This is a genomic window from Faucicola mancuniensis, from assembly GCF_046523945.1.
GTDB classification, from domain to species: domain Bacteria; phylum Pseudomonadota; class Gammaproteobacteria; order Pseudomonadales; family Moraxellaceae; genus Faucicola; species Faucicola mancuniensis.
Map to the genome: position 1 here is coordinate 2,030,388 of NZ_CP171363.1, position 26,023 is coordinate 2,056,410.

General features: G+C 39.5%; 25 protein-coding genes and 1 pseudogene. 9 read left to right on the forward strand and 17 right to left on the reverse strand.

What is annotated here, in order from left to right; genetic code table 11:
• Positions 1-133: 133 nt before the first annotated feature.
• A complete protein-coding gene (gene recJ, locus ACGTJS_RS09985; protein ID WP_410471947.1) occupies positions 134-1,879 on the forward strand; it encodes a single-stranded-DNA-specific exonuclease RecJ in 1,746 nt (581 codons plus the stop codon).
• 19 nt (positions 1,880-1,898) lie between these two features.
• Here recJ and ACGTJS_RS09990 read toward each other — a convergent pair whose 3' ends face one another.
• Together ACGTJS_RS09990 and ACGTJS_RS09995 are read right to left on the reverse strand one after the other, a co-directional pair.
• The gene (locus tag ACGTJS_RS09990) at positions 1,899-2,567 is read right to left on the reverse strand and encodes a trimeric intracellular cation channel family protein (protein ID WP_315042207.1); all 669 of its coding nucleotides are present in this window, start codon (positions 2,565-2,567) and stop codon (positions 1,899-1,901) included.
• Between the two features lie 2 nt (positions 2,568-2,569).
• Positions 2,570-4,297: a YhjD/YihY/BrkB family envelope integrity protein gene (locus ACGTJS_RS09995; RefSeq protein WP_410471948.1), complete on the reverse strand. Its 1,728-nt coding sequence runs from the start codon at positions 4,295-4,297 to the stop codon at positions 2,570-2,572.
• 120 nt (positions 4,298-4,417) lie between these two features.
• On the opposite strand from ACGTJS_RS09995, the gene ACGTJS_RS10000 reads away from it, so the two are divergent.
• Complete coding sequence (locus ACGTJS_RS10000; RefSeq protein ID WP_410471949.1) at positions 4,418-4,831, forward strand: hypothetical protein; 414 nt, start codon at positions 4,418-4,420, stop codon at positions 4,829-4,831.
• A gap of 165 nt (positions 4,832-4,996) precedes the next feature.
• Here the strand turns inward: ACGTJS_RS10000 and ACGTJS_RS10005 are convergent, their stop codons facing one another.
• The gene (locus tag ACGTJS_RS10005; protein ID WP_410471950.1) at positions 4,997-5,266 is read right to left on the reverse strand and encodes a hypothetical protein; all 270 of its coding nucleotides are present in this window, start codon (positions 5,264-5,266) and stop codon (positions 4,997-4,999) included.
• Between the two features lie 13 nt (positions 5,267-5,279).
• Complete coding sequence (gene nrdA, locus ACGTJS_RS10010; RefSeq protein WP_410471951.1) at positions 5,280-7,565, reverse strand: class 1a ribonucleoside-diphosphate reductase subunit alpha; 2,286 nt, start codon at positions 7,563-7,565, stop codon at positions 5,280-5,282.
• A 430-nt stretch (positions 7,566-7,995) separates the two neighbouring features.
• On the opposite strand from nrdA, the gene ung reads away from it, so the two are divergent.
• Together ung and tadA are read left to right on the forward strand one after the other, a co-directional pair.
• Positions 7,996-8,733 (forward strand): uracil-DNA glycosylase, encoded by a 738-nt coding sequence (gene ung / locus ACGTJS_RS10015; RefSeq protein WP_410471952.1) that lies wholly within the window; start codon positions 7,996-7,998, stop codon positions 8,731-8,733.
• Complete coding sequence (gene tadA, locus ACGTJS_RS10020) at positions 8,733-9,239, forward strand: tRNA adenosine(34) deaminase TadA (RefSeq protein ID WP_410473258.1); 507 nt, start codon at positions 8,733-8,735, stop codon at positions 9,237-9,239. The genes ung and tadA overlap by 1 nt, the downstream gene beginning before the upstream one ends.
• Positions 9,240-9,281: 42 nt before the next feature.
• Here the strand turns inward: tadA and ACGTJS_RS10025 are convergent, their stop codons facing one another.
• The 5 genes and pseudogenes from ACGTJS_RS10025 to ACGTJS_RS10045 all read right to left on the reverse strand — a co-directional run bounded on the left by ACGTJS_RS10025 (position 9,282) and on the right by ACGTJS_RS10045 (position 13,029).
• Positions 9,282-9,632 carry a HopJ type III effector protein gene (locus ACGTJS_RS10025; protein ID WP_410471953.1) on the reverse strand — a complete coding sequence of 117 codons (351 nt, stop codon included), beginning with the start codon at positions 9,630-9,632 and terminating at the stop codon, positions 9,282-9,284.
• 301 nt (positions 9,633-9,933) lie between these two features.
• A pseudogene (gene csrA / locus ACGTJS_RS10030) lies at positions 9,934-10,149 on the reverse strand (carbon storage regulator CsrA); the annotation flags it as partial.
• Positions 10,150-10,491: 342 nt separating this feature from the next.
• Positions 10,492-11,775, reverse strand: coding sequence for an aspartate kinase (locus tag ACGTJS_RS10035; protein WP_410471954.1), 1,284 nt, complete (start codon positions 11,773-11,775; stop codon positions 10,492-10,494).
• 161 nt (positions 11,776-11,936) lie between these two features.
• Positions 11,937-12,725 (reverse strand): glutathione-dependent disulfide-bond oxidoreductase, encoded by a 789-nt coding sequence (gene yghU / locus ACGTJS_RS10040; RefSeq protein ID WP_410471955.1) that lies wholly within the window; start codon positions 12,723-12,725, stop codon positions 11,937-11,939.
• A 13-nt stretch (positions 12,726-12,738) separates the two neighbouring features.
• The gene (locus ACGTJS_RS10045; RefSeq protein WP_410471956.1) at positions 12,739-13,029 is read right to left on the reverse strand and encodes a hypothetical protein; all 291 of its coding nucleotides are present in this window, start codon (positions 13,027-13,029) and stop codon (positions 12,739-12,741) included.
• A 141-nt stretch (positions 13,030-13,170) separates the two neighbouring features.
• Between ACGTJS_RS10045 and ACGTJS_RS10050 the strand changes: the two genes are divergently transcribed.
• Positions 13,171-14,268, forward strand: a complete 1,098-nt coding sequence (locus tag ACGTJS_RS10050) for an IS4 family transposase (protein ID WP_410471957.1) — start codon at positions 13,171-13,173, stop codon at positions 14,266-14,268.
• Here the strand turns inward: ACGTJS_RS10050 and ACGTJS_RS10055 are convergent.
• Positions 14,243-14,563 carry a hypothetical protein gene (locus tag ACGTJS_RS10055; protein WP_410471958.1) on the reverse strand — a complete coding sequence of 107 codons (321 nt, stop codon included), beginning with the start codon at positions 14,561-14,563 and terminating at the stop codon, positions 14,243-14,245. The genes ACGTJS_RS10050 and ACGTJS_RS10055 overlap by 26 nt on opposite strands.
• A gap of 88 nt (positions 14,564-14,651) precedes the next feature.
• A complete protein-coding gene (gene alaS, locus ACGTJS_RS10060) occupies positions 14,652-17,339 on the reverse strand; it encodes an alanine--tRNA ligase (protein ID WP_410471959.1) in 2,688 nt (895 codons plus the stop codon).
• Between the two features lie 246 nt (positions 17,340-17,585).
• On the opposite strand from alaS, the gene ACGTJS_RS10065 reads away from it, so the two are divergent.
• From ACGTJS_RS10065 to ACGTJS_RS10080, 4 genes are all read left to right on the forward strand, one after another.
• Positions 17,586-17,792 (forward strand): hypothetical protein, encoded by a 207-nt coding sequence (locus ACGTJS_RS10065; protein ID WP_315042787.1) that lies wholly within the window; start codon positions 17,586-17,588, stop codon positions 17,790-17,792.
• 121 nt (positions 17,793-17,913) lie between these two features.
• Positions 17,914-18,897, forward strand: a complete 984-nt coding sequence (locus ACGTJS_RS10070) for a hypothetical protein (RefSeq protein WP_410471960.1) — start codon at positions 17,914-17,916, stop codon at positions 18,895-18,897.
• 10 nt (positions 18,898-18,907) lie between these two features.
• On the forward strand, positions 18,908-19,840 hold the full coding sequence (locus ACGTJS_RS10075) for a pseudouridine synthase (protein ID WP_410471961.1): 933 nt from the start codon (positions 18,908-18,910) through the stop codon (positions 19,838-19,840).
• A gap of 76 nt (positions 19,841-19,916) precedes the next feature.
• Positions 19,917-21,020, forward strand: coding sequence for a metallophosphoesterase (locus tag ACGTJS_RS10080; RefSeq protein ID WP_410471962.1), 1,104 nt, complete (start codon positions 19,917-19,919; stop codon positions 21,018-21,020).
• A 24-nt stretch (positions 21,021-21,044) separates the two neighbouring features.
• Here the strand turns inward: ACGTJS_RS10080 and ACGTJS_RS10085 are convergent, their stop codons facing one another.
• The 6 genes from ACGTJS_RS10085 to ACGTJS_RS10110 all read right to left on the reverse strand — a co-directional run bounded on the left by ACGTJS_RS10085 (position 21,045) and on the right by ACGTJS_RS10110 (position 25,735).
• Positions 21,045-21,605: a TetR/AcrR family transcriptional regulator gene (locus ACGTJS_RS10085; RefSeq protein WP_410471963.1), complete on the reverse strand. Its 561-nt coding sequence runs from the start codon at positions 21,603-21,605 to the stop codon at positions 21,045-21,047.
• Positions 21,606-21,705: 100 nt separating this feature from the next.
• On the reverse strand, positions 21,706-21,915 hold the full coding sequence (xseB, locus tag ACGTJS_RS10090) for an exodeoxyribonuclease VII small subunit (RefSeq protein WP_315042781.1): 210 nt from the start codon (positions 21,913-21,915) through the stop codon (positions 21,706-21,708).
• Between the two features lie 2 nt (positions 21,916-21,917).
• Complete coding sequence (locus ACGTJS_RS10095; protein ID WP_410471964.1) at positions 21,918-22,229, reverse strand: hypothetical protein; 312 nt, start codon at positions 22,227-22,229, stop codon at positions 21,918-21,920.
• A gap of 47 nt (positions 22,230-22,276) precedes the next feature.
• Positions 22,277-23,740, reverse strand: coding sequence for an exodeoxyribonuclease VII large subunit (gene xseA / locus ACGTJS_RS10100; RefSeq protein ID WP_410471965.1), 1,464 nt, complete (start codon positions 23,738-23,740; stop codon positions 22,277-22,279).
• A gap of 386 nt (positions 23,741-24,126) precedes the next feature.
• Complete coding sequence (locus tag ACGTJS_RS10105) at positions 24,127-24,375, reverse strand: hypothetical protein (protein WP_315042777.1); 249 nt, start codon at positions 24,373-24,375, stop codon at positions 24,127-24,129.
• Between the two features lie 70 nt (positions 24,376-24,445).
• On the reverse strand, positions 24,446-25,735 hold the full coding sequence (locus ACGTJS_RS10110; protein ID WP_410471966.1) for a lytic murein transglycosylase: 1,290 nt from the start codon (positions 25,733-25,735) through the stop codon (positions 24,446-24,448).
• Between the last annotated feature and the right edge of the window lie 288 nt (positions 25,736-26,023).

The following is a 26,023-nucleotide window of genomic DNA, read 5'->3' on the forward strand; positions in this document are numbered from 1 at the left end:
TTTTATCAAAAATCGCCTTTAAACATGCATTTCATCTAATTTTGACCCAATAGCTGTAAGTTTTACTTGCTTTTTTACCAAAATTTTTAGATGATAGAACCCTTTTTTATTTCTTTTTAAAGCCTTGATTATCATGTTAAATTTGACCCCACGTTATCCAAAAAATTTAGACGCATTTCCGCAATTACAACCGATTGTCGAACAATCTTTGACGATTGCCAATATTTTGGCAGGGCGTGGCGTGGTGGCGACTGATGAATTGGATTTGTCGCTTGGCGCAATGCTGCCTGCGGTAAATTTGTTGGGGCTTGATAAAGCGGTTAGCCTGTTGGATAAAGCGATTGACAATCAACAAAAGATTTTGATTGTGGGCGATTTTGATTGTGATGGGGCGACCAGCACGGCGTTGATGGTGCGAGTGTTGCGAGAGATTGGGGCAAATGTTGAGTTTTTAGTGCCTGACCGTTTTAAATATGGTTATGGTTTGACCCCTGAAATCGTGGATTTGGGTGTGGCGGCTTATCAGCCAGATGTGATTGTAACCGTGGATAATGGCATTTCTAGCCATGCAGGGGTGAACCGTGCTAAAGAACATGGCTTGACGGTGATTATTACCGACCATCATTTGACAACCAAAGCAACGCCAAATGCCGATGCGGTGGTAAATCCCAATCAGTTGGGCTGTGATTTTGCCAGTAAATCGCTGGTGGGTGTGGGCGTGGCGTTTTATGTGTTGGGAAATTTGGCAAAAGTTCGTAGACAGGCAAACAAATCTAGTACCCAAGTCAGCCGTTATTTGGATTTGGTGGCGTTGGGGACGGTTGCCGATGTGGGCGTACTTGACCAAAATAATCGGATTTTGGTGGCACATGGATTACAAAAAATTCGCCAAAATCAATGCTGTTTTGGCATTTTGGCATTGTTAGAACAGGCAGGCAAGTATGCCGATGAAATGACGGTGCAAGATTTTGGCTTTATTATCGGGCCTCGTATCAATGCGGCTGGGCGAATGGACAATATGCGAATTGGCATTGAATGTTTATTAACCAATGATTGGGTCGAAGCCCAACGACTGGCTCAACAGCTAGATGACTTGAACAAAAATCGCCGTCAAGTGGAACAAGAAATGCGAGAACAAGCCGATACGGTGCTTGCCAAATTAAACGACAATCAAGCGATTACTCGTAGTGTGATTTTGTATCAAGACGACTGGCATCAAGGCGTGATTGGCATTGTCGCAGGTCGTTTAAAAGAAAAATATCATTTGCCCACCATTGTGTTTGCCCCTGCCGATACCAATGCGATTTGTGACAACGACTTTATCAAGGGTTCGGCTCGTTCCATTGCGGGGATTCATATTCGTGATGCGATTGAAGCGGTGGCGACTGATTATCCTGATTTAATCAGTCATTTTGGTGGTCATGCGATGGCGGCAGGTTTAACCATAGAAAAAGGCAAATTTGAGCTATTTTGCCAAGCCTTTAACAAGGTCATGCAATCGCTTGACGATGATGTATTTGCTGAAACTTTGTTTACTGATGGGCAGTTAGCCCCACAAGAGTTTAGTTTGGGGTTTTTGGATTATTTGGACAATTTGACGGTTTGGGGACATGGATTTTTGCCACCGATGTTTGATGGTGTGTTTGTGGTGCAGGATTTTCGGGTGCTAAAAGAGCGTCATTTAAAGCTGTGGTTAAGCTATGATAATTTGCCAATGACGCTAGAAGCAGTCTGGTTTAACGCCGATTTTGATAAGGTGAATATCGCCCAAGTCATGCGTGGCGTGTCAAATATTCATGCCTTATTTGTGCTTGAAAAAAATGATTTTAACGGACAGATTAAATTACAATTAAACATTAAAAAAGCGGTGTTAATTTGATAATGAAATTGTTAAATACTTATTTTTTCATAATATTAAACCATTGATGAACAGGGGCTAAATACCAATCATAACGAATTGCCAACATTCGTACACAAAAAACCGTAAGCATGGTGCTAATTTCCACCACCCAACTCGGTAGCGACAAGTGTTGCAAGCCAAAAAACACCAACGCCCCTGCAATCCCTGCACTGATATAAATCTCTTTTCGCAGTACCAACGGAATTTCGTTACAAATCATATCTCGTATCATACCACCAACGATGATGGTAACAATGCCGAGCAATGTCGCAATCAATGGATTTGCCCCATAACTTAACGCCACTTTTAAACCAATCAAGGTAAAAGCCGACAGCCCAATGGTGTCGGTAAATTTTAACCATTTATCCACCGTCTGTGGGCTAATACGTTGGCTATTTTCAAAAAATGCTTGAAAAATCAATGATGTAATGGTGATAACAATCAAATAATTCATATCCACCATCCAAAATAATGGGTGGCGATTTAACATCACATCACGCACCGTACCACCACCAATCGCCGTTACCATAGATACCAAAATACAGCCCATAGGGTCGAAGTTTTTTGAGCGTGCTAAAATCGTGCCTGATACGCTACAGGCAACAATACCAATCATATCAAATAGATAGATGATGGATTTTGGGTCAAAGGTAGTGTCTAATAACATTTTTAAGGCATTTTGTCGTTGTTGGGTTTGTCCGCTTCGGTGATAATGGTGATGTCTTTGGGCGGTTGCTGAATTTTTTGACTAATTTTACCGATAATTGGCAATTTTGCAAGGGTTGGCAACACACGTTTGTCCAATTGTTTGCTGACGCTTCTTTTGACGCTATTAAATTTTGATAAAACGGCGGTGGTATCTCGGGTTTGTTTGTTGTTAAATTTTTTATCGCCTTGCGAAGTGCTTGTTTGCGTTACATTTTTTTGAGCAACATTTGTTTGGCTAATGCTGTCGCTTTGTGGCGTTTCGCCGTTTAACAAACGCTCTTTATCGGTTTGTTTGATACGTTTGTCATCGTTATTTACATCACTGACCTGACCACCTGATAGTCCTATTTTTTCACGATTTTGGATAAATTCGTTTGCCACATCGCCATCATTTTTGGCGTGATGAATGTCATCAGCATTTGGGCGGTTTCTCGGTGGCATATTGTCAAAAATATTCGCCATCGGCATGTTAAATTGTTGTTTTAACATCGCTTCGCTACTTGCCAATGTGTCAATCCATTCGCTTGCCCAAGGTGCGTGGATTTTTAGCTCTTCTAAATCTTGCGAATGGGGCAAAGGATAAGGCAAATTTTTGTAAAAATCCCAAAAAGTATAATCGTTTAACGAACGCTTTAAAATATATTCGTCATGGTCGGACATGGTGATAAGGTTGTTGTCTTCCAAAAAGCTGATATAGCGATACCAATGGGGCATTTCTTGGCGACCTAGCACATCACGCAAGCCTGCTTCGGTCACGGCATTACCCAACTTATGTTCGCGATATAGCACATTTAACATATCCATAATGCTAAACAGGGCATGGCGTGGATTGACTTCTTTGGTGTTAAAAATCGTCAAACAATAACTAATCTGCACCCCAAGCAAAATCACGTTCCACGACAAATATACCCACAATAAAAACACAGGCAACACCGCAAACGCACCATACACTTTTTCATAACTGGTAAAATTTTGTACCACAAAACCAAAAGTTTGTTTTAACAATTCAAAAATAATGCCTGTAATCACGCCTGCGATTAACGCAAATTTGAACCGCACTTGACAACGTGGGATAAACCAATACATCAACACAAAACCCAACGTCATCACCGCAACCGAGCCAATCTGCACCCAAATCGCCCAGTTAATCGCATAACCGCCAATTTGCTGCTTTAAAAAACTCAAACTTTGTACAGTACTAGACGCAATAAACGCTGTACCAAGCACCAACGGAGCAAGGGTGATAATCGCCCAATAACGCAATAAACTTACGACTGTGGTTTCTTTTTGTTCAACTTTCCAAATTTCGTTAAAAGTAGCTTCAATGGTAATCAAGGTCATTACCGTGGTAACAAACAATGCACCCAAACCAATCACTGTCAAGTTAGACGACTTTTCCGCAAAATCATTAAAATATTGGGTAACTTGAAATCCGCTAGACGGTAACAGATTGCTATAAATCATCTGCTGAATACTTTCTTTTGCCCCTGTCAGCTGTGGCACAGATGACAAAATTACCAAAACCAAGGTCAAAACAGGCACGATGGATAACAAAGTCGTGTAGGTTAAAGAAGCCGATTTTTGTGTGCAATTATCATTTAAAAAGTTTTTTACCAAATAAATCAAAAACTTGACCCAATGATTTTGCATAAAAGGCATTTTTTTTAATTTCACTAACAGTTCATTCATAAAATTTCATCACATAAAACAAATAGAAATATGTTATCATAAAACAACAACAAATAATGTGAAATTCTGTGATATAACTGTACAAATCTGTGAAATTTTAACCAATATTTGCCAAATTTTATGAAAAATAACGCCAATTCTGCCCTAAAACCTGTTTATCCCATTCACCAAAAATTAAAAATTAGCTATATTACTTGGTTAATTTTTCGCTTGTTTGGGGTGGCGATTTTGTCATTTTTATTGTTAAAAAGTCAGCCGTCTGTCATTGGCGGTATGGTGTGGCAAGGGCTTTGGCTGTTGCCTGTGATGCTGTGTACGCCTGTGATTGTAAAGGGAAAAAGCCCGTATGCTTTGCTGTTGGTGAGTATGCTGTTATTGGTGTATATGGGCGGAAGTGGCATGGTGGCGTTAAAGCATGGTTTTAGCCAAGTTTGGGCGTTGTGTGCGGTGTGGATTGTGGATTTTTGTTTATTAACTTTGGTAAATGTATGGTTGTTTGTTCTGTTAAAACGTTTGCCAAAAATGAATGGGTGATAAGACGTTTGGTTTTTTAAAAACAGATTTTGCCATGATTAGATTTAATCAAAAAAATCCATGTTATTGATATAGGCTTTTGTAGAATTCTCGATATAGTTTTTGGTGTTGTTCATGATAATTATCGTTTATTTACGGTATGGATTTTGAAAATACCAATAAATTTTACCAATCTTCAGTTTCAATCAGTTTATCATAATTGGGCAGTTTGGTATCATTTGGTTGATAAGTATTATCAATTTTTTGGTAAACTTGATTACGATACGGATATTTTTTGATAATTTCATTAATTGCCGTGTCAAGTTCATCTTTGGAAAACCAAACATTGCCACATTCACCACAGCCATAAAATTCATCAATAAAACAAACCCAACCGCTACAATGAGCAGTTGGGCAATGGATTTGAAAGTTAGTATTTTCTGGTTGATTTAACATAAAAAACTTTCGTTTAAAGCGTACACGCCCCACCTGCACAACCATCTAAATCATCTTGAGCGTCATTCGCCCCATCGCGAGTGTTATGATAATACAAGGTTTTTACGCCCAACTTATACGCCATCAACAAATCTTGAATCATCACCTTCATTGGCACACGCCCATCTTCAAACTTTGTTGGGTCATAATTGGTATTTGCCGAAATGCTTTGGTCGATAAATTTTTGCATAATCGCTACCAATCGCAAATAACCTGTATTATTTGGCATTTGCCATAACAACTCATAGCTATCACGCAATTTGTCAATCTCTGGCACAACTTGTTTTAAAATTCCGTCTTTTGACGCTTTTACCGAAACCAAGCCACGAGGCGGTTCAATGCCGTTGGTTGCATTGGCGATTTGGCTTGACGTTTCTGACGGCATTAATGCTGACAAGGTAGAATTGCGTAAACCATGCGTTTTGATGTCATTGCGTAGGCTTTCCCAGTCAAGGTGTAAGGCTTCATTGCACACAGCATCAAGGTCTTTTTTGTAAGTGTCAATCGGCAAGATCCCTTGTGAATAGGTGGTATCGCCAAATGCAGGGCAAGCTCCTTGTTCTTTTGCCAATTTGTTTGACGCTTTTAGCAAATAATACTGGAACGCTTCAAACGTGCGATGTGTTAAGCCCAACGCTTTTTCGTCCGAATATTTTGTGCAATTTTTTGCCAAATAATAGGCATAATTAATCACCCCCACGCCCAACGTACGGCGTTTCATTGAGCCATTTTTGGCGGCGGCGACAGGGTAATCTTGATAATCCAGTAACGCATCTAATGCTCGTACAATCAATTCGGCAGGTTCTTCAATCTCGGCAACATCGTTAATTTCGCCCAAATTAATGCCAGACAAGGTACAAAGGGCAATTTCGCCTTTTTCATCATTAATATTGTCAAGCGGTTTTGTTGGCAAGGCAATTTCCATACACAGATTAGATTGACGAATCGGTGCGAGTGCAGGATTAAACGGGCTGTGCGTGTTGCAATGGTCAACGTTTTGCACATAAATACGCCCTGTACTTGCACGTTCTTGCATCATTAGGCTAAACAAATCTTGTGCCGAAATGCTTTGTTTACGAATGCTTTCGTCTTTTTCGTACATTTCATAAAGACGTTCAAATTCAGCTTGGTCAGCAAAAAACGCATCGTACAAACCTGCAACATCAGACGGTGAAAACAGGGTGATATTTTGTCCTTTAATCAAGCGTTGATACATGGTTTTATTAATCTGCACGCCATAATCCATGTGGCGAACACGGTTGTCTTCCACACCACGATTATTTTTTAGCACAAGCAAATTTTCTACTTCTAAATGCCAAATCGGATAAAATAACGTTGCTGCACCGCCACGCACACCGCCTTGCGAACAGCATTTTACTGCGGTTTGGAACAATTTATAAAACGGAATACAGCCTGTATGCTGGGCTTCACCGCCACGAATGCTACTGCCAATCGCACGAATTCGCCCTGCATTCACGCCAATCCCTGCCCGTTGCGACACATAACGCACAATCGCAGACGTGGTCGCATTGATACTATCAAGACTATCATCGCACTCAATCAGCACGCACGAGCTAAACTGACGAGTAGGCGTACGCACGCCAGACATAATCGGCGTTGGCAGTGAGATTTTAAAAGTGGAAGTCGCATCATAAAAACGTTTGATATAGTCCAAACGGGTTGCTTTATCGTACAATTTATCATAATTGGCAAACAAACACATACCGACCAACATATACAAAAACTGCGGACTTTCAAACACTTGTTTGCTAACACGGTCTTGTACCAAATATTTGCCTTCCATTTGTTTGACAGCGGCATAGGCAAAATTCAAATCACGGTTGTGGTCAATATAAGCATTTAATTCATCAAACTCACTTTCTACATAGTCTGCTAACAAATGTTTGTCATATTTGCCATTTTCTACCAATTTTTTGACATGAGCAAACAAATGTGGTGGTTCAAAATCGCCATAGGCGATTTTACGTAAATGAAAAATCGCCAAACGTGCCGCTAAATACTGATAATCAGGCGTGGCAACCGAAATCAAGTCCGCTGCTGATTTGATAATGGTTTCGTGGATACTTTTGGTGGTAATATTGTCATAAAATTGGATATGAGCGGACAATTCCACCTGTGAAACGGACACATTGTCTAAGCCTTCTGCTGCCCATTCAATGACCTTGTGAATTTTATCTAAATTAATCGGTTCTAAACGTCCATCACGTTTTTGTACTTTTAAATTTTCAAATTTGGTCATAATCGTTGTTCCTTTGTTTTAAAAATTTAAACAATTAATTTAGATAAATTGACGATTTTACAAAAATTTTGGCGAAAAAAGCCTAATATTGATTTTTTGCTTAAAAAAACCAATGTTGCTATATTTTGCTATAAATTGTAGGTAAAAAAGAAATTTTATACTATATCTAGGGGATAATTGTTTTCGGTTTGCACAATATAGCCGAAAAAAAATGAAAAAACTAGCTTGTTTTTTTATTTTTTTTGTGGATTGTTTTTTTGCTAAATTTAAATCCTTGATTTATTAGGCTGTTATAAAAGTCAATAAGTTATAATAATTTTTTATGAATTTTTTTTAAAATTAACAAAAAATTATGATTAATCAATGGTCTTATTTTGCCAAAAAATCTGTTAAAATAGATGTTTAAATTTTAATAAAATACAGGTTTTTTATGTTTAACACCACAACAAATCCAACGTGGACAGCCGAACAACAGGCGATTTTGGACAATGTGCGTATGCCTGATGATTGGAAACGGGCGTTAGCAGATGAGTTGGTTTCGGACAATATGGCAAACATTCGTGCGTTTTTAAAACAGCAATATGCCGATAATAAAGAGATTTATCCACCTGCCAAATTGATGTTTAATGCCTTTGATTTAACGCCATTGTCCAATGTCAAAGTGGTGATTTTGGGGCAAGACCCCTATCATGGGGCAGGGCAGGCGATGGGGCTGTCGTTTAGTGTGCCAAAAGCCATTCCAAAACCGCCCAGTTTGCAAAATATTTTAAAAGAATTGGCAAGTGATTTGGGCATTGCACCGTCCGCTCATGGCGATTTGACCCATTGGGCGAAGCAAGGCGTGCTACTGCTCAACAGTATGCTATCGGTGGAAGCAGGGCAGGCTGGCAGTCATCAGGGCAAGGGCTGGGAGCAGTTCACCGATGCGGTGATTGAAGCGGTCAATCAGCATTGTGAGCATTGCGTGTTTATTTTGTGGGGCGGTTATGCCAAGAAAAAAGGCAAGCATATTGATACCAATAAACATCTAATTTTAACTGCCACACACCCATCACCACTCGGGGCAAATCAAGGCGGATTTTTTGGTACACGCCCATTTTCTAAGGCAAATGATTATTTGATGAGCTGTGGCAAAAGTCCGATTGATTGGCAATTACCGCAATCATGATGTTAGAGATGTTAGATTTACACAATTCACAATTTAGCGATATTGAACAAAGCTATATGCAAATCGCTCTAGCCTGTGCCGAATATGGGACAAAGCAGGGCGAAGTGCCAGTCGGTGCGGTGATAGTGCATGACGGCAAAATCATCGCCACAGGCTACAATCAGCCGATTGTATCACACGATGCCACCGCCCATGCCGAAATGGTCGCCATTCGCAATGCTTGTAAGTTTTTTGATAATTATCGCTTGCCACAGGGGTGCGAGTTATATGTGACGCTTGAGCCGTGTACTATGTGTTTGGGGGCGATTATTCATGCCCGTGTTTCCAAGCTGATTTTTGCGACCACAGAACCCAAAGCAGGTATGATAGTCAGCCAACAAAATTTTTTGGAAAAAAGTTTTTATAATCATTATTTGCAAGTGGCACAAGGTTTGTTGGCAGATGAAAGCAAAGCCATGTTACAACAATTTTTTAAACAACGGCGATTGGCAAAAAAACAGACATAAAAAAAGGTAAAGTGTTGTCTTTACCTTTTTTTAATTCAATGATTATTTTTTTGGTTTTAAACAATTGTCACCCATCAAAAACCCTTGCCAACCATAAAACATAAAATTACGGATATTGGCGTGGTCGTTATCGTTTGGGGTGGCTTTGACCTTATCATAATGCTCAGCAAATAACTTTAAGGTATCAATTTGGCTTAAATTATTGTGTTTGGCAAAACCAAATACCTTGCAACTGCCTTCATTTTCATAAGGGGCATTGTGCAACAGACCATTGGTAAATTGGGTTGGTGTGTAATCATAGTTTGCGTCAATAAATTCCAAAACACCTTTAAAATTAAGGGTTTTATTATCAATTTTTGACAATAAAGACGACAAAGCAACTGGACTAATCATCAAAATCTCCTAAAAAATTTAACTTTTCATCAAATAACCACAATTAACGATTATAATAATCGTCTTCAAAAGGGTCAAATGATGGGTTAAAGTTATCGGCATTTTGTTGCCCAAAACCACGATTTTCCAAATGGCTCATTTGTGGTTTGTTTTGTTTAAAGTTTGGATTGTCAAAACGTTCACGGTTATAGTTACGATAGTCGTTTTGGTAGCCGTGTTGTTGATTTGGATAAGTTTTTTGATAATTTGGAGCATTGCGGTAGTTTTGATTTGGGTCAAAGTTGCGGTTATCATAGCCACGATTATCAGAATTATAGTTTGGCATGGTGAACGCAGGGGTGTACTCTTCGCCACGTTCATGCAAGATACGTTGATAGATTTCTTCACGGTGGACAGCGATATCTTTGGGTGCATTTACGCCTAGACGTACTTGATTTCCCTTTACGCCCAATACAGTTACACTGACTTCATCACCAATCATTAAGGTTTCGCCGACACGGCGGGTTAGAATTAACATTTCACACTCCTTATGTTCACAACCAATTTCAATGGATAGAGAACTACCTTGTTGAGGTTTATACACAGTTTTTTATCATTTGCCCAAATGATTATTTGTTAAAACTTATTATAAAACCTTTTACAAAAATTACCAATCATTTTTTGCTCTTTTCACAAAAGTTTTGCAAAAATGATGGATAAAGATTTAAAAATTTGGTTGCCCCATAATATTTATGTTTATAAAATAAAAAGGTCAATGTACCATTATAGCAACATTAACCTTTATGTACTAGAATTTTTACAAAAAATAAAAAATTAGCAATGATTAAGAACTTTATTCACCATTGCCAATGTTTATGTTTTATAGGCCAGCGACTTTGCTTTCGCCTTCTTTACGGTCAAGACCAAAAGCAGTGTGTAAGACTTTTACTGCTTTTTCAAGGTGTTCTTCGTGAACGATAACCGATACTTTGATTTCGCTGGTTGATACCATTTGAATGTTGATATGATTTTCGGCTAAGACTTGGAACATTTTACTTGCCACGCCTGCGTGCGAACGCATGCCGACACCGACCAAAGAGACTTTGACGACTTTGTCTTGTCCAACAACTTCTGTACCACCGATTTCGGCTAGGTGTTCATTTAAGATTTCTACTGATTTTTGATAATCATTACGGCTGACGGTAAAGGTAAAGTCGGTCAAACCTTCGGTTGATAGGTTTTGGATAATCATATCCACTTCAATATTGGCATCACTGATAGGAGTCAAAATCGCTGATGCAACGCCCGGACGGTCTGGGACATCACGCAAGGTAATTTTTGCTTCATCACGAGTAAAGGCAATGCCTGAAATGATTGGTTGTTCCATGTTATCTCCGCTGTCTGTGGTAATGAGTGTGCCAACATTTTGTTTAAAATTATCGTCAAATTTGCCATCAACGTTTTCATCAAAACTTGATAAAACTCGCAAAGGTACTTGGTATTTGCCTGCAAATTCTACTGAACGAATTTGTAACACTTTTGAGCCAAGACTTGCCATTTCTAGCATTTCTTCAAAAGTGATTTTGTCAAGTTTTTTGGCTTTTGGCGTTACACGTGGGTCGGTGGTATAAACGCCATCAACGTCCGTATAAATCTGACATTCATCAGCATTTAACGCAGCCGCCAACGCAACGCCTGTGGTATCCGAACCGCCACGCCCAAGCGTGTTAATATCGCCTTTGTCGTCCACGCCTTGAAAGCCTGCAACAACCACGACCATGCCGTTATCCAGTGCTTCACGCAACTGGCTGTCGTCAATGTGCTGAATACGGGCTTTGGTATGGCTGTCATCGGTACGAATGGCGACTTGACCGCCTGTCATAGATTTGGCATTGACACCAATCTCTTTTAACGCCATCGCAAGCAATGAAATAGACACTTGCTCGCCTGTAGAAACCATTTGGTCGTATTCTCGTGGGTCTGGATTTTTGCTAATTTCATTTGCCAAACCGATAAGACGATTGGTTTCGCCACTCATAGCAGATACCACGACAACCACTTGGTGTCCATTGTCATGCCAGCGTTTGACACGTTGGGCGACATTTTTAATACGCTCAATACTACCCATTGACGTACCGCCGTATTTTTGTACAATTAAAGCCATTTTTTACCCTTATATTGCAAATGCAAACTATTTAGATGAAAAAACATAACCAAAATTTATGAAAATTTTGATTTTTGATACCAAAAGTAAACACTTTATTTTATACCATACGGACGGTAGGGGCAAGACTTTTGGTAAAATTATGCCAAAAATATCATAAATTAGGCAATCGCTTGCAATGTCAAATTAACCGCACGCTCAACCGCAGGGCGTTCGCCAATCAATTTTGTCCAACGTTGCAAATGTTGATAACTTTCAACTTGCAAAAACTCTGCCGAATTGTACAATTTGCCCTGTGCTAACTGTCCGTACCACGCCCAAATCGCCATATCTGCAATGGTATAATCATCGCCACACATAAAGATATTTTTTGCTAAATGTTGGTCTAAAACGTCTAATTGGCGTTTGGTTTCCATCGTAAAGCGGTTAATCGGATATTCTTGTTTTGTCGGTGCGTAAGCGTAAAAATGCCCAAAACCACCGCCCAAATACGGAGCAGATGCCATTTGCCAAAATAACCAAGTCAAACATTCGGCACGTTTTGCGGTGTCTGTTGGGATAAACTGCCCAAATTTTTCGGCTAAATACAGCAAAATCGCCCCAGATTCAAACAGTTTTATCGGTGGATTGACCGAGTTATCAACGAGTGCAGGGATTTTGGAATTTGGGTTGATATTGACAAAGCCCGAGCCGAATTGGTCGCCTTGTGAAATATCAATTTTGTAAGCGTCATATTTGGCGTTTTGTTCGCCAATTTCGGCTAGTTCTTCTAGCATGATGTTGATTTTTACACCGTTTGGCGTGTTGAGCGAATACAGTTGTAGCGGATTATTGCCAACGGGTAGGGTTTTTTCGTGTCTTGCCCCTGCGGTTGGTCGGTTGATGTTGGCGAATTTTCCGCCGTTTTCAGCATCGTTTGTCCAGATTTTTGGTGGTTGGTATGTTGTCATGTTTTTCTCTTTTTTAGTTTTTCCACAAAAATACTTTATCAAAAATTTCAGTTTTTTGTGTCATCATTATTTTATTATGTTTTACTTTTGGGGTTGAAGTGAACCCAAACCAATCGGTAAAACGCTCAAACATTCGCACGGAATAACAATTATTAAATCCATGTACCGCTGGTCGGTATTCAGATTCAAGATGCTCTAAAAATTCCGAACGAAGATTGCCTGCTATTGCTAGATATTTTTCAGCATAAAATTTGGTGGGACGTGGTTTATCACCATATTTTTGTAACAAATATAAAGAATACATAAAGCCAAATTGCGGAATAAATTCATTGAAATAATTATCATTAAAGCCCCAATTAAACTTTGTGGCTCTGCACACGACAAAAAAACAAAAAAGTCTGATAAAACAATGGCATAATAGTAATTTTTCCGACGAATTAAAACCATGCCAAACCTTATCAGACTAGAAAGAATTTTATCGCAAAACCTAACAATACACAAGGCAAAAATCAACTGCTTAAGTCTAATGATAATAGCCATCATTACCGCCCAAAGCAGTAACCTAAAAAAGATAGCCAGACACTTTACCAACAGCACAACAAATGACAGCAACTACCGAAGAATACAACGCTTTTTCGCCCAAACACCCCTAAATGAACACCAAATAGCACGCCTTATCTTTCAACTATTTGGACTAAACAAAGTCACACTCACCATTGACCGTACCAACTGGAAATGGGGAAAAAGCAACATCAACATCTTCATGTTAGCTGTTGTACACAAAGGCATTGCCATACCCTTATACTGGACAATGCTAGACAAACAAGGCAACTCAAAAACACTAGAGAGAACACAACTCATTGAAAAATTCATTCACACCTTTGGTAAAGATAAAATACAAAAAGTATTAGCCGATAGAGAATTTGTGGGTTCTGCATGGTTCGACTGGCTAACAAAACAAAATATTAAATTTGCCATACGCATTAAAAAAGACAGTAAAGTGACCAATACACAAGGACAAAGCGTACAAATTAAAACACTATTTCATAATTTAAACCAGCAAGATACTTATCACCATGCTAGAACACTCTTTGTTGATAAGTGTCCTGTCAAGGTATCGGCAAAGCTTGATAGTGATAATGATTATGTGATTGTGGCTACCAATGATTTTGATGATATTGACCCTATGGCAACTTATGCGATGCGTTGGCAGATTGAAACGCTGTTTTCTTGTTTAAAGGGGCGTGGTTTTAATCTTGAGGATACGCATTTGACTAAACAAGACAGAGTGAGTAAATTGGTTGCGGTAAATGCGTTAGCCTTTTGTTGGGCTTATTTGACTGGCTTGGCGGTCATTGATGATAAGCCTAGTCATTATAAACGTTGCCTTAAGTCTAATGGTCGTCCTCAGTCAAGTGTTTTTGCTTTGGGGTTAGATTTTCTGATTGATGGATTTAGACGGTTTATTATGTGTGGTGATTTTGCTTTTTTTAATAGGTTGGTTGATTTTCTCAGTTTTAAAAGAAAATCAACTTTATTTTAGTAGTTTCTGTCGTGTGCAGAGACTTTGTGGTATAAACGGTAAAAAAAGCACCTGTTGTGGTCAACTTAATTTTTTCTTCACGTTGTAAAGTCAATAAAAGACTTTCACATAAACGAAAAAATGGGATTTTATCCAGTGTATCTTCAGATAAATCTTGACGAATTTTTAATGGACAGCTATCTGAAAATGGTTCAGTAGTTAAGGCGATAAATCTATCAAGTGGTAGCATATCTATTGATGGTATAGAGTTTAATCGAAATAGTTGATTTAAAATCAATACGGTAGGATTTGTCATATACTTTAACTTATGTAACTTTTTAGTTTTTATAAATGTAAGGTGCGAAAAACACACCTTACAAATTTACCATTATTGAAAAATTGAATCAACCCAACTTATCCCTAATCCACTTCACCAACTCCCCCATCACACTCGGCAATTTGGCAACGTCCGTACCACCGCCTTGAGCAAAGTCAGGCTTACCGCCACCTTTACCACCAAGATTCTCCGCCAAGTATTTAATCAAATCGCCAGCTTTTACCTTGTCGGTCAAGTTTTTGCCCACGCTTGCGGTAAAGGCGATTTTGTCATCATGCACACTTGCCAAAACCACAATGCCGTCATGAAGTTTTGATTTCATGTCGTCTGATAGCGTACGCAAAGCCTTGCCGTCCATGCCGTTTACGGTGGCGATTAGCACTTTTTGACCGCTGATTTCTTGGATATTGTCGGTTAAAGAATTGGCTTGCAAACTTGCCAATTTTTGATTTAAACGCTCAAGCTGTTTTTCAAGCTCACGATTTTTGTCGTTTAACTGCTCCACACGCCCCACGATTTCATGACGCTTGGCTTTAAACTGATTGGCAAGTTGGCTCAATTGTTTGTCGCCTTGTTGCACATATTTGACCGCACCCATGCCTGTAACCGCTTCAATACGGCGAACCCCTGCCGAAATGCCTTGCTCGCTCACGATTTTAAACAAGCCAATATCGCCTGTGTGCTTGACGTGCAAGCCACCGCACAGCTCAATTGAGAACGGTTTACCGTCCTTGTCAAGCGTACCCATTGACAGCACACGCACGGTGTCGCCATATTTTTCGCCAAAGAGCATCATCGCCCCTTTGGTTTTGGCGGTTTCAATGTCCAAAATCTCAATTTGTGCAGGGGTGTTTGCCAAAATTTGTTGATTAACGATATTTTCAAGGGTAATAATGTCTTGCTCGCTCAAGGCTTTATCGTAAGAGAAGTCAAAACGCAGTAGGTCAGCACTGACCATTGAGCCTTTTTGGGTAACAGTTTCACCAAACACTTGACGTAGGCTTGCGTGTAGTAGGTGAGTGGCGGAGTGGTTTTTGGCACTTGACGCACGCACCTGCTCGGCAACTTGGGCGTGGCTTGGTTGATTGACATCAATTTGCCCCATTTTGACCACGCCATGATGAATGAACGCTTGTCCAGATTTTTGCGTGTCAAGCACTTCAAACACGCCTGTGGTGGTGCTGATTTCGCCCAATTCGCCCACTTGTCCGCCACTTTCGGCATAAAATGGCGTTTGTTCAAGGATTAATACGCCTTCATCGCCTTCGGATAAGCTGTCAGTTGGTTTGCCGTCTTTATAAAGATGGGTAATGGTGCTGTCGCTTGCTAATTTTTCGTAGCCCAAAAACTCAGTTTTGCTGTCCACTTGGATTAAACTGTTATAATCCATGCCAAATTTGCCTGCTTCTCTGGCACGTTGGCGTTGCTCGTTCATGCTTTGCTCAAAGCCATTTTCGTCAATACCAATGTCTTTTTCACGCAAAATATCAGCGGTCAAATCCGCAGGGAAACCATAAGTATCATACAGTTTAAACACAATCTCGCCTGCCAGTGTATCGCCAGCTTTTAAGGTTTCTAATTCTTGTGAAAGCAGTCGCAAGCCTTGTGATAAAGTTTTGGCAAATTGCTCTTCTTCTTTTAAAATCGCTTGTTCAATTTTGGCTTTTTCGGTGCGAAGTTGTGGATAAGCATCGCCCATGATGTCGGCAAGCGGTGCAACCAATTTATAAAAGAAATTGTCTGTCGCCCCAAGTTTGTTGCCATGACGTACTGCACGGCGGATAATACGGCGTAACACATAGCCACGCCCTTCATTGCTTGGAATCACACCGTCCGCAATCAAAAACGCCACAGAACGGATATGGTCGGCAAGCACTTTTAAAGATGGCTCTTTTTGTGCATCTGTGTCGCTTGGCATTCCGATGATTTCAATCGCTTTGCTCATCAACTGGGTGAAAATATCAATCTCATAATTGCTATGCACGCCTTGCATAATCGCACTAATCCGCTCAAGTCCCATGCCTGTATCAACACTTGGGGCAGGGAGCTTTTCTAGTGTGCCGTCTTTTTGGCGGTTAAACTGCATAAAGACGTTGTTCCAAATCTCCACATAGCGGTCGCCGTCTTCTTCAGGCGTTCCGGGCAGTCCGCCCCAAATATGCTCGCCATGGTCAAAAAACACTTCGGTACAAGGACCACACGGGCCTGTATCGCCCATCGCCCAAAAGTTGTCCGATTGGTACTCACCGCCCTTGTTATCGCCAATGCGGATAATCCGCTCGGCTGGCAAGCCCACGACTTTATTCCAAATATCAAACGCTTCATCATCGGTATGATAAACGGTGACATACAGACGGTCTTTTGGCAAACCTAACCATTTTTCAGAAGTCAAAAACTCCCACGCAAACGGAATGGCTTTTTCTTTAAAATAATCACCAAATGAAAAATTGCCCAGCATTTCAAAAAACGTATGGTGGCGAGCGGTGTAGCCAACATTGTCCAAATCGTTGTGTTTACCGCCTGCACGCACGCATTTTTGTGATGTAACGGCACGTTTATAGTCACGTTTATCAAGACCTAAAAACACGTCTTTAAACTGGTTCATCCCTGCATTGGTAAACAGTAGCGTTGGATCGTTGTGTGGCACAAGGCTAGACGATTCAACAGGAGTATGACCTTTTGACGCAAAAAAATCAATATAGGCTTGGCGAAGTTCGTTTGAACTCATGGTTTTTGAAATGGCTGAATGGCTCATAAAATTTCCTAGTGAAATATAAAAATAAGGATAAATAACCGTTAATTTTAGCAGAAAAAAGGCGAAAAAGATAACGTTTTTATTGTCTTGCCGATTTATAAAAAAATGTTATTAATTTGTAAAAAAGGTAAGCAATTTTTTCCTTGATATCAGTATGGAATTGGCGTATAAATATACACATAAATTGATTATTTTATTTTTTACCAACCAACTTTTTATCAACCAACAAGGTTAAGAGAGGAAAATATGAATTGGCAATTATTTAGCGTAATCTCAAGTATCGCTTCAACAGTTTTGGCTGGCGTGTTGATTACTATTGCGTTGGTTGTTGGTTTTGATGAAATTCCACACATCATGATGGCAGGGATTGGCGGAATTATTTTATCTTTTCCCATCGCCTTTGTCTTAACCAAAAAAATACAAACCATTGGTACATCTAAAGAAAGCATGTAAAATTAATTTAGCTATTTTAAACATTTAATGTAAACCAATATAAAATCATCGTATTTTGTATTGGTTTTTTTGTCTATCAAACATTGGTATAATGTGGCATAACCAAAAAAATGAGAACGCCATGCCATACATGAACCAACAGCACACTTTTAGTGTAGATAATCGCTATCCGACCGATGTTTTTGATGAATTAGAAACCTTTTTTAGTGCCTATACCAGCAGTATTGATAATATACAAAATTTGAGTATTGGGCTACAGGTCAGCCCAGATTTTGACATACAGCAACAAAAAATCGCCAAACGTTATCAGCAGTTTTGTCAAACGGTGCGTTATAGCGTGCCTGATGTACATATTTTGGCGGTAAAAACTTTGGAAAATGATGATAATGTCAATAAACTGATTTTAACCATTCAATATCTTATCCATGATGATAATGATGAAAAAAATCAAGGCAGTTTTTTTGGGCGATTGTTTCCTACATTTGTCGGTAAAAAAACCGAAAAAGGCGATTATCCATTGCCAAAACCAACTGCACCAACGCCACTACCCACACAACCAAAACCAAGCGTGCCAAAACCAAGCGTTTCACCCCAAGCAAAACCACAAAGCCCAACGCCTGTCAACGTTGCCCCTGTAACGCCAAAACCTGTACAAGCCACGCCACCAAAGCCAATATCTGTACAGCCAACACCGCAATCAATAGCAACACCACAACCGCAATATTTGCCAAGTAGTCAGCATAGTATGCAAGCGTTTTATCGTTTATTGGTTGAAAAAATCGCCCAATCTGCCAAAACCAAAAATCAACCCAACCAAGTGATAAACACCATCATTTTAAAACCGCATGATGGCATTAGCCGAGTGTTTGTTGAGCAAATTTTTGTCAGTTTTTCACAAAAAAGCACTGATGATAGTGTGGATATGGTATCGTTTGGTTTTGAATGGTTAAAACCTGCCTTACAAAAAGTAGGCGTGATAATCGCTGATGACACCGCCTTTGAGCTACGCACCAAAGCCAAAACGACAGCCGATGATGTCAATGCTTTGGCAAATGGACAAGTAAAAGTTGAACAAATTCAAATAGATATTGATTTTAAATGGTAATGATAAAGTAATGTTTCATCAGAACTCCTTGCTAAATGGCGTAAAGCCCAGCCGTATTTATTTACCCCATGATAAAAAATATTTGTCAGGCACGTTGTTAGATTTTTTTTGTCAGCATTTTTCGCATATTGGTGCGGACGAATGGCAAAATCGTTTTGACAAAGGATTGATTTTTAATCAAAACAATCAACAATTATCCGCCAATATGCCATATTTGGCAGGACAAACTTTATGTTATTATCGTGATGTTGGCGATGAGCCTGTGATTGCGGAGCGTGAAAAAATTTTGTGGGTTGATGAGCATCTGATTGTCGTGGACAAACCATACTTTTTGCCTGTGATTCCGACAGGTCGTTTTGTTAAACAGACACTTTTGACACGCTTACGCCTAAACCCTGATGTACAGGGCTTTGGCATTGATGTGAATGTTGAAAATATTTCACCGATTCACCGTTTGGATAAAGATACCGCTGGCGTGATGTTGTTTTCGCACAATCCTACGACACGTTCATTTTATCAACAGTTGTTTGAAAAAAAGCAAGTGCAAAAAATGTACGAAGCCATTGCAAAAACTCGGCAAGATTTGATTTATCCCTATGAAATTCGTTCAAAATTGGTGCGTGGCGATGACTTTTTTTTGACAAAAACAGTCGCAGGCGAGCCAAATGCCATCACCACCATTCATTTGGTGGAAAATCTCACAGGCGATTTGGCAGGGTTTAGCCGTTATCATCTGTATCCTTTGACAGGAAAAAAACACCAGTTGCGGGTGCATATGCTGTCGCTTGGTATGCCACTGCTGAATGACAATCTGTATCCTGTCGTTGCCAAACAAGGCGACAGCGATTTTAGCAAACCGTTAAAACTACTTGCCAAACATATCGCATTTACCGATCCAATAAGCGGACAAGCACGCACGTTTTACAGCACGCTTACATTATAAAAATTTTACAAAATCACGCTATTTTAAAGTTTTTTTTCACGATAAAATACGCTATTTTTCAAAATTTGAGTGATTTATGCGAATATTCTTTTTTGCCGTTACGATTATTTTATTACAATCAATGACTTACGGTGTTGTCAAAGGCGTGCAATGGTGGGCGGGCAGTCGTACAGCAACGCAAAAACGTACCATCATGATAGCGTTTTTTGCCTTTAGTAATGGCTTGTTGTTATTAACCATGCTTGGTTTGTCAAAATTGGGTTTTCGTTTGATGGCGACTTGGCAAGCCTTGATGTGGTTTTTTATTATGGCGATGTTGGCAACTGGGCTTATCAATGCGGTTGTGTCAAAGTTTTTTGACGCATTTTATCGTAAAACTTTTTACCAAAAATTTGGGGTCAAAGCCTTGATATTAAGCCTGTTTTTGGCAATTATTGGCACAGCGATTTACAATGCCTATACGCCAACGGTGCGACATATCCAACTAACCGTCAATCAACCCCTTGCTAAACCCATCAAAATTGCGATGGTGGCGGATTTGCATTTGGGTGTATTGGTTGGCAATCGTCAGCTTGACAAATTGACAGCGATTTTACAACAACAAAAACCCGAACTTTTGTTAATCCCCGGTGATGTGCTGGACGATGATACCGAATATTATGACCGTGAAAATATGCACCTTGCTATGTCAAAACTGGTGAAAACCGTGCCATTGGGCGTATATGCCACGCTTGGCAATCATGATGTGTACGGTCATCAGCAACAAATTGAAAATGCCCTAACCCAAGCAGGCGTGCATTTGCTGACCGATAGCATGGCAACAGTGGACAATCGTTTGGATATTATAGGTCGTCCTGATGATTTGATAGCCGAGCGAAAGGCGACTGCTGAGCTTATGCCAAAAGAGATTAACAAACCTGTGATTTTGCTAGACCATAGACCTAGCGAGATTGATGACAATGTTAAATTACCGATTGATTTACAAGTATCGGGGCATACCCATAACGGACAGGTTTTTCCTGCTAATTTTATTGTCAAATACCTAAATACGGTCGCTTACGGACATAAGCAAATTAACGATACGCACGTGTTGGTTACGTCTGGCTATGGTTTTTGGGGCGTACCGTTTCGTTTAGGCTCACAATCAGAAGTTTGGATAATTGATTTAAAAGGCAAGTAATTTAAAAAAACTTTTAAGTAAAAATTAACATTGAAAATTAATGGTATTTGCCATCATTGCCATCTCATAGCGTATATCATCAAGGCTCATGACAATATTATGCTCTAAAGTATAAGCCAAATTGCTTAACATAAAACTGGCATAAGCATGACCTTGATAATCCAAATTGCCGAAACCTTGTTTACTTTTGGCAAAAATAATATACTTTTGTTTAATCATTTGATACATATCATCGTACAAATGTAGATTTTCGGTTTTGATTTGCCAAAGTGCCAAAATTTTGTGTTTTTCTTGTTGCAAAAAATGGATAAATTTTGTCAAAAATTTGTCCAAATCGCTGTCATTTGCCAAACTAAACCGCTCGGTCAAAAAGTTGTCATAGTCTTGTTTAAACTGATTGACGATTTTTTCTGCCAAAGCGTCTTTGCTAGGGTAGTGCCGATAAAAAGTGGAGCGGTTAATCAGTGCAATTTCAAGGATATCTTGCACGGTAATGGCTCGGTAGGATTTGGCAAATAGTAGCTGTAAAAAGGCTTTTTCAATGTGTTGTTCGGTTTTTATCACACGCAAATCTTGTTCGTTCATGGTGTTTTCCAATGCTGATTTTTTCGTGCGACATTATGATGTTTTTTTGTTGTTTATGCAACAGACTGTTGCGATTTTTTTGATAATTGGCAAAGTTTTTTTAAGCCGATTCGCTATCAAATGCTTGGTTTAAGGCTTTTTCTACCGCTTCAATGCGAGTTTGGCAAGTTTTGTAGGCGGTGATGGATTCTTCTACAATCGCCATCAATTCATCTATGTTTAGCGTTTGGCTGTTTTGTAGGGTTTGGGCGTTTTTTTGCAAAATGTCGTACGCATTTTTAAAGTCTTGTGATGTGTTTTCTTGTTTCATAATCAATCCTGTGTTTGGTGAAATGTTAAAAAATTTGGTTTGAAAAAACCAATGATAAAAATGTAAGTATTTGAATCAAAGATAAAAGGTAGAATAACTTTCGTAAAATCAATATCTTGATTAATAATAAAGCTACCAAGATAAATCAAAATCGGTGCGACAAATGGCAATGCAGAACGAAATTTAAGCTTACTTGACTCAAGTTTCCCAATTTTAATCATCATTACTTTGGCATAATACCACCATGATAAAACTATCAGCAGAACGCCAAGACCAATTAGTAAGTAACTTAAAATTAACCAAATAAAATTCATTTTTTGCCAATGTTCAAAAGCTGATAATTCAATCGTTAATCATTTGTTTATTTCGTTTCAACATCCATCACTTTTGCTTCAAAATAGCCGTCTTGCATTTCAACAATTAACGCTTGGCTGGATATAATTTGCTCAACTTTTGTGATTACTTCACCGTCATGGTTAGGCGAATATTGACGCACAATTGCATAACCTTTTGCCAATACATTTTTGGGATTTTGCAACAAAATCAACGTGCGTAGCTGATTGGTCTGACTTTTTGCCGATTGTAATTGAGCAAAACTGTTATTTTTAAGCAAGGTTAGCTGATTGTCAAGCTGTTGTTTTGTTAATATCAACTGCTGTTTGGCAAGGTGTTCTACCGCACGAAAGGCTTGCTCGGCTTGATGATTGGCAAATTTTAATTGTTGTTTTGACAATTTTTCAATCGTCAAAAATGCCGATTTTACCTGTTGCATTACTGTAACTAAATGTTCACGAATCGCCACAATCACCTTTGACGGCGTGTCAAAACTGCTATGGGCGACTTCATCAAGCAATACTCGGTCTCGCTCATGTCCAATGCCGACCCAAACAGGGTAGGGCAACTTGGCAATCACCGCCGCCAGTTCATAATCGTTGAGATACGCCAAATCACCGACCGCACCACCACCCCGAATAATCACCACGATATCAGGCGTGATGGCTTGGGTACTAAGCTGTTTTAAACCATCAAAAATCGCTTGGCGAATGGTGTTGGGTGCGTGGTTGCCTTGAAAAGTGGCATGTTGATAATAAAAATGACAAGCGTCATTATTATGCAGACGGTCGGCATCGGCACGAAAATCACCCAAACCTGCAGCATTTTCTGGGGCGATGACAAGTACATTTTTGATATCAAACGGCATGGGTAATGATTTGTTTAAATCCAGCAAGCCTTCTTCCATCAATTTGGTTAACATCAACTCATATTGTTTTGCCAAATCACCCAAGGTAAAAGTGGGGTCAATGTCCAAAATCGTCACCGAAAAACCGTATTGTGGGTGAAAGTTAGCGGTAACTTTGAGTAACACCGTCAAGCCTTTGTCAAGGGTCATGCCTGTGCTTTGTTCAAAACGTTTTATCACGCTTGGGGCATTGTTTCGCCACAGATTGCCACGACAACTGGCGGTGATTTTGCCAAGCTCATCTTTATCCGCTAACTCAAAATAGTAATGTCCGCCTTTGCTTGAAAGACTGCGAATTTCGGCTTTTACCCACACCGAATGGGCAAAGGTTTCATTAATAACCATTTGCGCGGCATTCAGATAGTCAGCAAGGTTTAAAATGGTGTTTTGCATTTCGGCTTGTACTTTTTCAAATTCGCTATGGTCGTTCATTTCTTGAGCGATTTTTTGTTGCAGTTGTTGTTGTAAAATTTCCGTATCATCGTCTTCGGCATTACTGCCAAGTAACGACAAAATCATGTCATCGTCCATTTGGTCAATCATTTTTTCAATGGATTTTAGGGTGGTGCGGTTAGGTTTTGGCATAGTTTTTTTGTTTTAAAAGTTGATTTAATCATGTTGTTGAGCAGGTAGTAAGGTGTAAGGTAATCCATTTTCCATACCTTCTTCTTCGTTTAGTTTGCCGTCTGCATCAAGTTTTGCTACCCCTTTGATACGACATTCACCATTTTCAAAGTTTAGTTTTTGGTAATAAGTTTTCTTTGATTGTACTCACCCTCGGGCATTTGAACTTTATCCGAAACTGATAACAAGTCGCCCTCTTGCGTTAATGTATTAATATCATAATATTGTGGCGGGTAGTAAGGTTTTATTTTGAAAATCTTTAATACCCCATTTGTCCTGTGTTTTTAGCAAAACATACTCATCATCGTAGCCATAGTTAACCTCCAAATCATCATATATAAAGGGGATTACGGTTTTACCTTGTGCCAACCTTTCCAAGATTTTATTGCAAAAACCGTTGCCAGCAAATAAAAGATAAGCATTGGCAAACCAAATAAAATAATCACAGTTGACCATTCGCCATAATTCGGATTGGCGTTATCAGGTGGAAAAAAGGTGTGAAAAATCGTTAAACTCACAACAAAACCGACCAACAGACCGATAAATGCGTTTATCCAAGCCACACCTTTTAAAATATAATTGACAGTATTTAACATTTAAAATCCGTCAAAAACCGTTTTTCAAACGGTTTTTTTGTGATTAAATTTTGTGATTCACTTTTTGTGATTAATAAATCAAACCACTTGCCGAACGCTGACTGATAAAGCCGTCCGCCACCTGTCCATTAGCAAGTTGCCAACGCCAAAATGCCAAGCGAGTGTTATTGCCCAATTTGCCATCAATGCCTTTGGTGTCATAACCTAGACTTGTCAAACGTTGTTGCAACTGTTCTATTTGGTAGCCTGATAGGGGTTGTTCATAAGTTGGGAAACTTTGTTGCAAGCCTTGTTGACCGATAATGCCACGAGCTAATAAACTTACGCCCAACGCATAGCTTGACGAGTTGTTATACACTTTAATCGCATCAAAGTTGCGAGTGGTTAAAAGGGCAGGGCCTTCCTTGCCAGCAGGTAGCCAAAGTTCTGCTGTTTCGTTGCTTGGTAAATTACCGTTTAGGCTTTGTAAGCCCATCGCTTGCCATTGGGCGATGGTTTTTTTGTCATTTAATTGACGAAAATCAAAATTGGCAGGTAGTCTGACTTCATAAAATGGGCTTAAGCCACGTTGCCAACCTGCACTTGCCAAATAACTGGCGGTAGATGTCAAAGCATCTGCGGTGTTAAATGGGCTTTTGTGTCCGTCATTGTTGCCATCAACGGCTTGTTCAATCCACGTTTGCGGGATAAATTGGGTATGCCCCATACCGCCCGCCCAAGAGCCTTTTAACTGCGACCAATCCAAGTCGCCACGCTGTAACATGGTTAATAATGCCAACAACTGATTTTCGGCAAATGCTTGTCGTCTGCCATCATATGCCAATGTCGCAAGGCTACTTGTCAATGATGCATTGCCAGTCCCTTGTCCATAAGACGATTCCATACCCCAAATCGCCGTTACGATAGAGGCAGGCACACCGTACTGACTTTCGGCACGCAACAAAATATCGCTTTGATTGGCATAACTGCGTTTGCCTTGTGACACACGACTTGACGAAACGGCACTTTCAGCATAATCCCACGGCATTTTGGCAAATTCGGCTTGACTGCGGTCTGATGCGACCACACGCTCATTGTATTCGGCTGTGTTTAACAAACGCTCTAACTCATAACGGTTCACGCCACGAGCGGTGGCACGATTGACAAAGTCGGCTTTCCAATCAGAAAAACTGTGATAAACAGCTTTCACAGGCTGTTGTACAGGTGGCGTTGGACGTGGTTTTGCAACAGGTGGCTTTGGCACAATGACGGTGGTGGTTGTCGTTTTGGATGGTGCTTGTGGCGTTGGCATGGTGGTACAAGATGCCAATACAATGGCAAAAATACCTAACGTTAGCGGTTTAATAAAAAAATGTTTCATCATCTATCCTAATAAGTAATCATTTGGCAAGGTATTTTAACAAAAAATGCTAAAAATAGGGGCGTTTTTTGTCAAAATCTTGTATCAACGTGTTGATATTAAAAACTATTTAACTTTTGTTTATTTATTTTATGAAATTTTTAGAAAAAATCATTTATTCGGTAAAAATTTGCAAAAATAGTTGATAATAATTATCATTTGGTTTATCATTAGACCGCTTTTTTAGACATCAATTTGACAAAAAATTTAATTGAATAAACATTATTTTAAATAATATCAAGATTTGTA